Genomic DNA, 9745 nt, shown 5'->3' on the forward strand with positions numbered 1-9745 from the left:
CGCGCACAACGGTGCCGCGCGCATGCTTTCCATGCGCCGAGCGCATTTGTGCTGTGCTGTGCGCACCTACGCATCCCAGATCCTGCCCAGCATGAGAGCAGTGCGGCATTCCCGGTGTGCATTCCGATCATGCGTCGGGTGGTCTTCCGCGCCGTTGGCCGGCGAGTGAGCCTGGAGAGGACCGATCGCGGATGTGCGAGTAGTGGTGCGGTAGTCGCCATTCCGCACCTGAGTTCATTCGAATGCAGAGGAATCCGAGCAATGCGCTTCATCGAGACCGCCAACGATCGAGTGGGCCCGCCCGGCGAACTCGTGCCCACTGCCCACGGGGGCGTTCCATGGAACCGGAGTAATCGAGGCCCGGGCCACGCTACCGAGAAAAGTCCGCGATGAGCAGAGAAGAACCGGCCCCAGCGCCCACAGAAGACCGGCGCGGCCCCGATACCGGTGCGCTCGCGGTGGCTTACCCGAACATGGCACTGGTCAAGTACTGGGGTAAACGCGACGAAGAGCTGATCCTGCCCGTAACCGGCAGCCTCTCGATGACGCTCGACATTTTCCCCACCACCACGCGGGTGGTGCTCCGGGAACGGGCCGCAACGGATTCCGTGCGGCTCAACGGTCGCCGCACCGAGGCGCGCACCCGGATACGGGTCGAACGGTTCCTCGATCTCGTCCGGGATCTTGCGGGACGCTCCGAGCGGGCCCGGGTGATCACCGAGAACACCGTCCCCACAGGTGCGGGCCTGGCGTCCTCGGCCAGCGGGTTCGCCGCTCTCGCGGCCGCGGCGTCGGCCGCCTACGGGTTACGGCTGGACCGGCGGACGCTGTCCCGGTTGGCACGACGCGGCTCGGGGTCGGCATGCCGCTCGATCTTCGGCGGTTTCGTCCTGTGGCACGCCGGGGCCGGGTTCGGGGCGGCCGGCGACGAGAGTTGTTATGCCGAACCGGTGCACGCCGATATAGACCCGGCCATGGTCATTGCCGTCGTCGACGCGGGACCGAAAACTCTGCCCAGCCGGACCGCGATGCGCCAGTCGATTGCAACCTCGCCGCTGTATCGGTCCTGGGCCCGGTCCAACAACACCGCGCTGGAACAGATACAGGCCGCGCTCGACGCGGGGGACCTGACCGAGATGGGTGCGATCGCCGAACAGAACGCCCTCGGTATGCACGCCACCATGCTCTCTGCCCGACCGTCCATCCGTTACCTCGCGCCCCGCTCGCTGAGCGTTCTGGATCGCGTCGACCGGATACGGGCGGCGGGCGTTCCCGCCTACGCCACGATCGACGCCGGCCCGAATGTCGCGGTGCTCTGCGCGCGGCGCGACGCCGAACACGTGGTGGCGGAGCTGAGCGAAGTGGACGGCGTGGCGGAAGTACGCGTCGCGCATCAGGGGCCGGGGGTCAACGTTTCCGAGCTGAACCGATGACGAGCCCGCAACAGAGCTGCTACCGAGAGGACATCATGGACGAACCACCAGCGATCGGTGATCGCAAGAACGAGCACGTTCGGTTCGCGACCGAACAGCACCGCCGGGGTATCGGCAGCAATGACTTCGACTCCGTGAACTTCCGCCATCACGCTCTTGCCGGCATCGACCGTGCCGAGGTCGACCTGACCTGTGAAATCGCGGGAATGAGCTGGCCCGCACCGCTGTATATCAACGGGATGACCGGCGGGAGCGCACGGACCGGATCGATCAACCGCCAACTGGCTGTCGCGGCTGCCGAAACCGGGCTGCCCATCGGGTCCGGGTCGATGAGTGCCTATCTCCGCGACGAGTCGGTCGCCGATACGTACCTTCCGCTACGGCAGGAAAATCCGCGCGGGATCGTTATGGCGAACGTCAACGCCGCGACCCCCGTCGACCGAGTACGTCGTGCCGTGGACCTGCTCGAAGCCGACGCCGTGCAGATACATCTCAACTCCGTGCAGGAGATCGTGATGCCTGAGGGAGACCGGGATTTCTCGGGCTGGCCACGACAGATCGAGGCGGTGGCCGGAAGTATCGAGGTGCCGGTGATCGTGAAGGAGGTGGGCTTCGGTCTCAGTGCGGAAACCATCGCGTTACTGCGCGATCTGGGAGTTGCGGTAGCCGATGTCGGTGGCAGTGGCGGAACCGACTTCGCGCGAATCGAGAACAGCCGCCGTGCCGGCGAGGACTTCGACTTTCTCGCGGGCTGGGGCCAGTCGACGCCGTGCTGTCTCCTCGACGCCACCCAGCTGCGCGGGATCGATGTCATCGCCTCGGGCGGTGTCCGGTCCGCACTGGATACCGCCCGTGCCCTGGCACTGGGGGCCCGCGCGACCGGTGTTGCCGGCACCTTCCTGACACTCCTGCTCGACCGCGGGCTGGACGCGTTGATCGCGGCCATCCGTGGCTGGCTGGACCAGCTCACCTCGATCATGACCGTGCTCGGGGCGCGTTCGCCGCGGGCGCTGACCCACGCGGATCTGGTGCTCACGGGTGGCGTCGCGGATTTCTGCCGCGCGGTGGGAATCGGTACAACGGCATACGCCCGCCGCGGCCCGTCTCCGTCCACGGAATGCGACAGTCCGGCACTCTGCGGGATTCCTGCCGAGCATGCGGCCACTGCCCTCCACACTCCGACCGGAAGGCGGTGAGTTCAGATATGGCGATCGGCGAACACGCGAGCATTCCACTTGCCTGGGTGGGGCCCATCCGGATCACCGGCAATGCCGCCACGGACGAACTCGACGTACCCTTGGCCACGTTCGAAACACCGCTGTGGCCGTCGGTCCGTCGCGGCGCACGCCTATCGCGGTTGACCGAACAGGGTATTCGCGCCACCGTCGTCGATGATCGTATGAGCCGATCGGTCCTGCTCGAAGCCGGTAACGCCGGCGACGCACATCAGGTGACCGAGCAGTTGCGGCGTCGCTTCGAGGAACTGCGCAAGGTGGTCGCGACGACCAGCCGCTACGCGGATCTGATCGATATGCACCACCAGGTCGCCGGGAAACTGCTGTTCCTCCGATTCGAATTCACCACCGGGGACGCCGCGGGCCACAATATGACGACCCATGCCGGTGATCGGCTCCTCACCTGGATCCTCGCGGAATACCCCGAGCTCCGATACGGCTCGGTATCCGGGAATTTCTGCACCGACAAGAAGGCCGGCGCCGTGAACGGCATCCTGGGGCGCGGTAAGAACGTGGTCGCCGAGATCACTGTGCCGGGGCGCGAGGTCGAGCGACGACTGCACACCACCGCCGAGCGCATAACCACTCTGAACGTCCGGAAGAATCTGCTCGGCACCGTTCTGGCCGGCGGTGTCCGCACCGCCAATGCCCACTACGCGAATATGCTGCTCGCCTTCTACCTGGCCACCGGGCAGGACGCGGCGAATATCGTCGAAGGCTCGCAGGGGATCACCTACGCGGAAGACCGCGACGGTGACCTCCATTTCTCCTGCACCGTGCCCAATCTCGTGGTCGGGACCGTGGGAAACGGTAAACACCACCCGTTCGTCGACGATGCTCTGCTCCGTCTCGGCTGCCGCGAAACGCGGGCTGCGGGGGAGAACGCACGCCGGTTGGCGGCCATCGCGGCGGCTGTCGTGCTGTGCGGCGAATTGTCGTTACTGGCCGCTCAGACCAATCCCGGCGAACTCATGCGAGCGCACACCAGGCTCGAACGCCGCGGCGAACGAGCTCAGCGAGGGGAGAAGTCATGACCACCCCGATCGGAATCCACGACCTGTCGGCGGCCACCACGCATTACGTCCTCGAGCATGCCACCCTGGCCCACCACCAGGGCGTGGACGCGGCCAAGTACCGGAAGGGCATCGGCCAGGACGCGATGAGCATTCCCGCTCTCGACGAAGATATCGTCACCCTCGCGGCCACCGCCGCGGCACCGATTCTCGCGCGGCACGGCCGCGCGGAACTGAGCACCGTACTGGTCGCGACCGAGTCCGGGGTCGATCAGTCGAAATCAGCCGGTCTGTATCTGCATTCACTACTGGGCCTACCCCGCCGTATTCGCGTGATCGAACTCAAACAGGCCTGTTATGCCGCCACCGCCGCGCTCCAGTTCGCCGTCGGACTCGTCGCCCGCGACCCGGCACAGCAGATCCTGGTCATCGCGGCAGATATCGCCCGCTACGATCTCGACACTGCCGCCGAGGCCACCCAGGGCGCCGGTGCCGTCGCGTTATTGGTCGCTGCGGACCCCGCCCTCGCCACGGTGGACCCTGTTTCCGGTCTGTACTCGGCCGATGTGCACGATTTCTGGCGGCCGAACCACCGCGCGACACCGATCGTGGACGGCAAGCTCTCGATCAGCAGTTATCTCACCGCGGCCGAGCACGCGTTCGCCGACTACCGCGACAGCGGCGGCCGCGAAATCGACGAATTCGCTGCATTCTGCTACCACCAGCCGTTCACCGAGATGGCCTACAAGGCGCACCGGCATCTGCTGAGAACCCAGGGCGGTGCTGCCACCCGCCAGAGTCTTGCCGCGGCCCTGGCACCCACCACCCACTACAACCGGGTGCTCGGCAACAGCTATACGGCCTCGCTCTACCTGGCCCTGGCCTCACTGGTCGAGCACGGCGGCGACCTCACCGATACGCCGATCGCCATGCTCAGTTACGGATCGGGCTGTGTCGCCGAATTCTTCTCCGTGACACCGGTCGCGGAATACCGGAAGCATCTGCGAACCGACGTCGGCAGCGAGCTCGTCAGCGGTCGTGAGCCGATCGGTTACGACCGTTACCGCGAGTTGTACAGCGCTTACTCGGCGTTAGACGGACCGGGCAACCACACACTGCCGATGGATACCGAGGCACCGTTCCGATTGGCCGCGATCGACGGTCATGCGCGGGTCTACGAAGCCCGGTGACAGTCCCGGCACCTGGAAAGGAGGATTCCCGTGCGTAGTAGAACAGCCGAGTCCGAGGCGATCGCACTGACCGCCGTCGGCACTCACCTCCCCGCCCGGCGGCTGCGGAATTCGGCGGCCGCGGCCGCACTGGAGGTGACCGAGGAGTTCCTGAGCGACAAGATCGGCATCACCACCCGCGCCCTGAAGGAACCCGGTCAGCCGGCCAGCGACCTCTGTGTCGAGGCATTCGCCGACCTGCGCGACCATACCCGAATCGATCCAGCCGCGATCCGACTCTGCTGTGTCGTCACACAGAACCCGGATACGCGCATACCGCACACCGCCGCGATCCTGCACGAGAAGCTCGGATTGTCGAAACAGTGCATGACCTTCGACCTGTCCCAGGGCTGCGCCGGATACACCCATGCACTGGCGGTGGTGACCACCCTTGCCGACCGCTTCGGATTCGACAACGCGCTCCTGTTCACCTGCGACCCCTACAGCGATATCGTCGACCCACACGACCGGGATACCGCTCTGCTCTTCGGCGACGGGGCCACCGCCTCGTACTGCACGGCTGGTGCCGGGGGATACCGGGTGGTCGATGCCGATTTCGGTACCGCGCCCGGTACGGCGTCGGTCCTCCGGTTCGATACGGATCGCCTCACGATGCAGGGTCGGGGCGTGTTTCTCAACGCGGCGCGGGAAGCCCCCGGCAGCATCCGGCGGGTACTCGCGCGCAACGACCTCACGATCGGCGATATCGATCTGTTCCTCGTGCACCCGGGTTCCAAGCGCATCATCGACACGTTGCGTGACGATCTCGAAGTCGACGAGAGTCGGCTGCCTTTCGAAATCGCCGAGTACGGCAATACGGTTTCGTCGTCGATCCCCCTGATGCTGGCCGCACGTCTACGGCGGCAGCCGCCCACCGACATCGTCCTGAGCGGCTTCGGTGTGGGCTTTTCCTGGGGGACCTGTCTTATCCGCTCCACCGAAAAGGAGAACTAGATGACTACCACCCGCGATATCGCCGAACTGATGACGGGTTTCGAAGTGGATATCGACGCGCTGCGGGCCGATATTCCCCTGGAGGACCAGGGCGTCGACTCGATGGATATGAGCGCGCTGCTGGCCCGCGTCGAACACGCGTTCCATATCGAGATCTCCGATGCCGATGCCGAAAGCCTGCGGACACTGAACGATTTGGCCGTCCGCGTGAACCACGACCGTTCCTGAGCGGCGATGATCACCCGTCGTGCGCCCGGCAAACTGTTCATCGCCGGTGAATACGCCGTGCTACGACCGGCGCAGCCGGCTGTCCTGGTCGCCGTGAACCGCTACGCCACCGTAACCGTCAGTGAGAGCTCGACCGATACGACGGTGCTCTCCTCGGATCTCGGCGGGGGGAGCACGCTGCGGTGTACGCGCTGTTCCGGACGCCTCGTGCCGGTACCCGGCGAGGACCCAGAGCATTTCGGGTACGTCCTTGCGGCGGTGGCGGTGGTGGAACGGTTAGTGACGGAATCGGCGGGGCGACCGCGCTCCTTCATGCTGACCGCTGAGGGGGACGGGTTGACCGAAGGTAGGCGGAAACTGGGCTTGGGTTCCAGTGCCGCGGTGACGGTAGCTACAGTCGACGCGCTGGCGGCGTTCTACCGGCTGCACCTGGACTACCCCGACCGATATCGTCTGGCGATGCTGGCCGCTCTCATGGTCGGCCCGAACGGTTCCGGTGGCGATATCGCCGCGTCTACGTGGGGCGGCTGGATTGTCTACCACAGTCCGGATCGGGATCGCGTACGTGCGCTCGCGCGGGACGATTCGGTCACTGCGGCACTGCGCATACCCTGGCCGGGCTTCGCGGTGCGGCAGATAGCACCGCCCGAGCGGGTCGAGATACTGGTCGGATGGACCGGTCGTCCCGCGTCGACACCGGCACTCACTGCGAGAACCGGGACCCGGCGGCACCGGATCGACGGTTGGTCCGAATTCTTTGCGGGTAGCAGGACAGCCGTGGACTATCTGGTGGAGGCGCTGAGCGACGACGATGTGCCCGCTGTCCGGTCCGGGATCCGCTCGGCTCGCGAACTCCTCTACGCACTCGACACACGCTGCGACCTCGGCATCCGTACCAGCCGCTTGAACGTCCTGTGTGCGGAAGCGGAAAGTGCCGGGGCGGCCGCGAAGCCGTCGGGGGCCGGTGGCGGTGACTGCGGTATCGCTGTCCTCGACAGCGAGTGCCCCGGCGTGGCCGCGGACGTGCTACACAGGTGGCTTGCCGTCGGCATCCAGCCCGTGCCGGTGGGGGTGCACCTCGGTGAGTAGCTCGCTCGACGAGCAGTTGCTGACCTGAATTCTCACCGCGTCACGCACCTCATCCGGCCGATCCGGCGATGCGGGCCTGCGCCCCGCTCCGGACACGTCAACAACCCCACGGGATTTCTCCGGGCTCGAGCCTATTTTCGTGCTTGGACCATCGCGGGGGTGGGTGTCGCTGTCGGCTTCGGCCGGCGAGCCGGGGCATTACCTCGGCGGCGCAGTCGGACTCATGGTGCCGCTGCCCGGGCCACGGACCTGGAGCTTCCGATCTGTCAGGAAGGGACGTGTATCCGTTCGCTATTCGATATGCAGGATGTGGTGCTCGGTGAGCGCGTGGGCGTAGTGGTTGATTCCCCCTCCGGACACAACCACTGCGCCCACGGGCGGTTTGGGGATGGCTTCGGCTTCGACCGTTCGTGTGGTGTGGTTGAGTGCCACGACCGGCGGGGCCGCTCGATCAGGTGACGCGATAGGCGGTGTAGCGGACGAGGTCGGCGTCCCGGACCGCGGACGCGACGTAGAGCGACCGTTCCAGTTCGGAGTAGGCCGGATCCGCTGTCTCGACGTGTACGAGAAGACGGAAGTAGTAGTCGGACGGATCTACCTGTTCCCCTCGTACCAGCGCCGCCAGCACTTCGGGCGATCCGCTGCGCACACCGGAGGTGCGCAGGTGGAGGTAGCCGCCGGTGGCGCCGCGCGCGGAGTACCGGGTATCGATCTCGATGGTGCCGTCCGGGCGCACCACCTGCCAATCGGCCCCGCCCGCAAGAATTTCCGCCTCGAGCGCTCCGGTCACCGACCCGCCGACGATCGGTATGACACGGCGATGCCCGGCCCGGGTCGGACCGTGGTCCTCGATCGGCCCCAACCGTGCTGCCACGTGGAACGCGGGCTCGAGACCCGGTTCGGCGGGGGCGATCACGACGACCGCACCGGTAGGTCGATCCGCGACGGCGCCGCCCCGGCATGGGAGATCTCCTGGGTGGCGCGGTAGGTCCGCGCGGCGGTGGCGGCAGGTTCGCCCGAACCGGGGTTGCGGGCATATCGGGGGTGGGCACCGGAACTGATTTGCACGGCGATGCGGTGACCCGCGGCGAATCGGTGGTATGTGGGCCACAGTCGGACCTCGATCTCGCGGAATCCGTCGCTGTCGGGAGCCGGGTCGGTGGCTCCGGCCGCGATACCGCCGATCCGGCGGATACCGTCGCAGACGGTCATCGAGCGGCCGTCGGGGTGGACATCACAGATCCGGACGAAGAGGTCGGCGCTCGGTTGTGACGACCGGAACCGGATCCGGGCCACCGGTTCACCGGCGACCGTGACCGCGGCGGTCAGCGGTTCGCCCCGGAACACTGCGACATCGGTGCGGCGTTCGTGGGCGGAATTGTCCACCGGGCCGGAATTCGGTAGCAGCGAAGGACCGCCGACCGCCGGTGTCGGGTCGTCGGGGTCGTAGACGTAGGAGGTGACACCGCCGTCCGGACGCGCGGCGCCGAGGCCGCCCGCCCCGTGCAAGAACAGTGGTTCGGCGGCGGTGTCCGCCGGCGGCCACGCCGGCAGGTCGTGCCATTCGCCGGCGCCGGTGAGATAGGCCCGGACCGGTGCCGCCCGCCGGGTCCGGACGCCGGTGAACTGCTCCGTCAGGAATTCGACGGTTTCACCGACCGCGGGAGCGCCCATCCCGCGGGACAGATGTCCCCAGGGGCCCAGGGTGAGCCGGGGTGGCCGCCCGGCCGCGGCGAGCTGAGCGTAATTGCGCAACTGCGACGGCAGGAAGATGTCGTACCACCCGCTGATCATGTATACCGGCGCGGTGACGTCGGGGACCGACGCGGTATGTGACTGCTGGGTCCAGTACTCGTCGTCCAAGCGCTCGTGCGCGACCCAATCCTGATACCAGTGCACGGGGTGCCCGGTCGCGGCGGTATCGCCGGCGGCCAGCGGGAGGGTGCCGAAACCGCGTTCGAGCGCGGGATCGGGTCTCAGCTGCCCCAGCAGCAGCGCCAGCAACTTCCGGTGGGCCATCCGGTCCATCATCTGCGTCCAGCCGAGGGCATTGCGCAGTGCGAAAGCGCCGTTGTCCCAGGTGATCGCGCCGAAATCGGGCATGGTGGTGATCAGGCAGAGCGCGTCGGGTGCGTGCGCCGGGTCGTCGCGCTGCAGCTTTCCGGCGACGGCCCACTGCGTGAAACCCATATAGCTGGTGCCGAAGGTGGCCACCGGCCCCCGGCACCAGGCTTGCGCCCGGACCCAGCGGTGCGTGGCCGCACCGTCGCGCTGCTCATCGATCTGGGGAGTGAACACACCGCCGGAACCCCAGGTGCCCCGGCAGCTCTGGAACAGCACCGTGAACCCCTCGCGGGCCAGCGCACAGGCCTGCCCCGCGACCGGGCCGCTGCGGCCGTAGGGTCCACGGATCACGATCACCGGCAGCCGGGGGTCGGGATCGCCGAGCGGGGTGATCAGGTCGGCGTGGAGTTCGACGCCGTCGTCCATCGGCACGCGGAGTCCTTTGCGCACGGTGATGTCGAACGGACCGGGCGCGAGCCCTCGGATCGTGCGGGCTTGTA

9 protein-coding genes are annotated in these 9745 nt (G+C 67.1%); 7 read left to right on the top strand and 2 right to left on the bottom strand.

Annotation, left to right across the window (positions count from 1 at the left end):
- The first annotated feature begins 389 nt into the window (after positions 1-389).
- Genes mvaD through ACWDU1_RS23450 form a run of 7 tightly spaced genes read left to right on the top strand, consistent with a single transcriptional unit; the run spans position 390 to position 7181 of the window.
- Complete coding sequence (gene mvaD, locus ACWDU1_RS23420) at positions 390-1433, top strand: diphosphomevalonate decarboxylase (RefSeq protein ID WP_450001540.1); 1044 nt, start codon at positions 390-392, stop codon at positions 1431-1433.
- On the top strand, positions 1430-2629 hold the full coding sequence (gene fni / locus ACWDU1_RS23425) for a type 2 isopentenyl-diphosphate Delta-isomerase (protein WP_450001542.1): 1200 nt from the start codon (positions 1430-1432) through the stop codon (positions 2627-2629). The genes mvaD and fni overlap by 4 nt, the downstream gene beginning before the upstream one ends.
- An 8-nt stretch (positions 2630-2637) precedes the next feature.
- Positions 2638-3702 carry a hydroxymethylglutaryl-CoA reductase gene (locus ACWDU1_RS23430; protein ID WP_450001544.1) on the top strand — a complete coding sequence of 355 codons (1065 nt, stop codon included), beginning with the start codon at positions 2638-2640 and terminating at the stop codon, positions 3700-3702.
- The gene (locus ACWDU1_RS23435) at positions 3699-4871 is read left to right on the top strand and encodes a hydroxymethylglutaryl-CoA synthase (RefSeq protein WP_450001545.1); all 1173 of its coding nucleotides are present in this window, start codon (positions 3699-3701) and stop codon (positions 4869-4871) included. The genes ACWDU1_RS23430 and ACWDU1_RS23435 overlap by 4 nt, the downstream gene beginning before the upstream one ends.
- Positions 4872-4901: 30 nt before the next feature.
- Positions 4902-5864 (top strand): ketoacyl-ACP synthase III, encoded by a 963-nt coding sequence (locus tag ACWDU1_RS23440; protein WP_450001547.1) that lies wholly within the window; start codon positions 4902-4904, stop codon positions 5862-5864.
- Positions 5865-6092, top strand: a complete 228-nt coding sequence (locus ACWDU1_RS23445) for an acyl carrier protein (RefSeq protein ID WP_450001549.1) — start codon at positions 5865-5867, stop codon at positions 6090-6092.
- 6 nt (positions 6093-6098) lie between these two features.
- Positions 6099-7181 carry a phosphomevalonate kinase gene (locus ACWDU1_RS23450; RefSeq protein ID WP_450001551.1) on the top strand — a complete coding sequence of 361 codons (1083 nt, stop codon included), beginning with the start codon at positions 6099-6101 and terminating at the stop codon, positions 7179-7181.
- Between the two features lie 451 nt (positions 7182-7632).
- Here ACWDU1_RS23450 and ACWDU1_RS23455 read toward each other — a convergent pair whose 3' ends face one another.
- Positions 7633-8097 carry a DUF3237 domain-containing protein gene (locus tag ACWDU1_RS23455; protein WP_450001553.1) on the bottom strand — a complete coding sequence of 155 codons (465 nt, stop codon included), beginning with the start codon at positions 8095-8097 and terminating at the stop codon, positions 7633-7635.
- Positions 8094-9745 (bottom strand): CocE/NonD family hydrolase (locus ACWDU1_RS23460; RefSeq protein ID WP_450001555.1); only part of this gene is annotated, 1652 nt, incomplete at its 5' end. The genes ACWDU1_RS23460 and ACWDU1_RS23455, both read right to left, overlap by 4 nt.

This window comes from Nocardia sp. NPDC003345, from assembly GCF_053589395.1.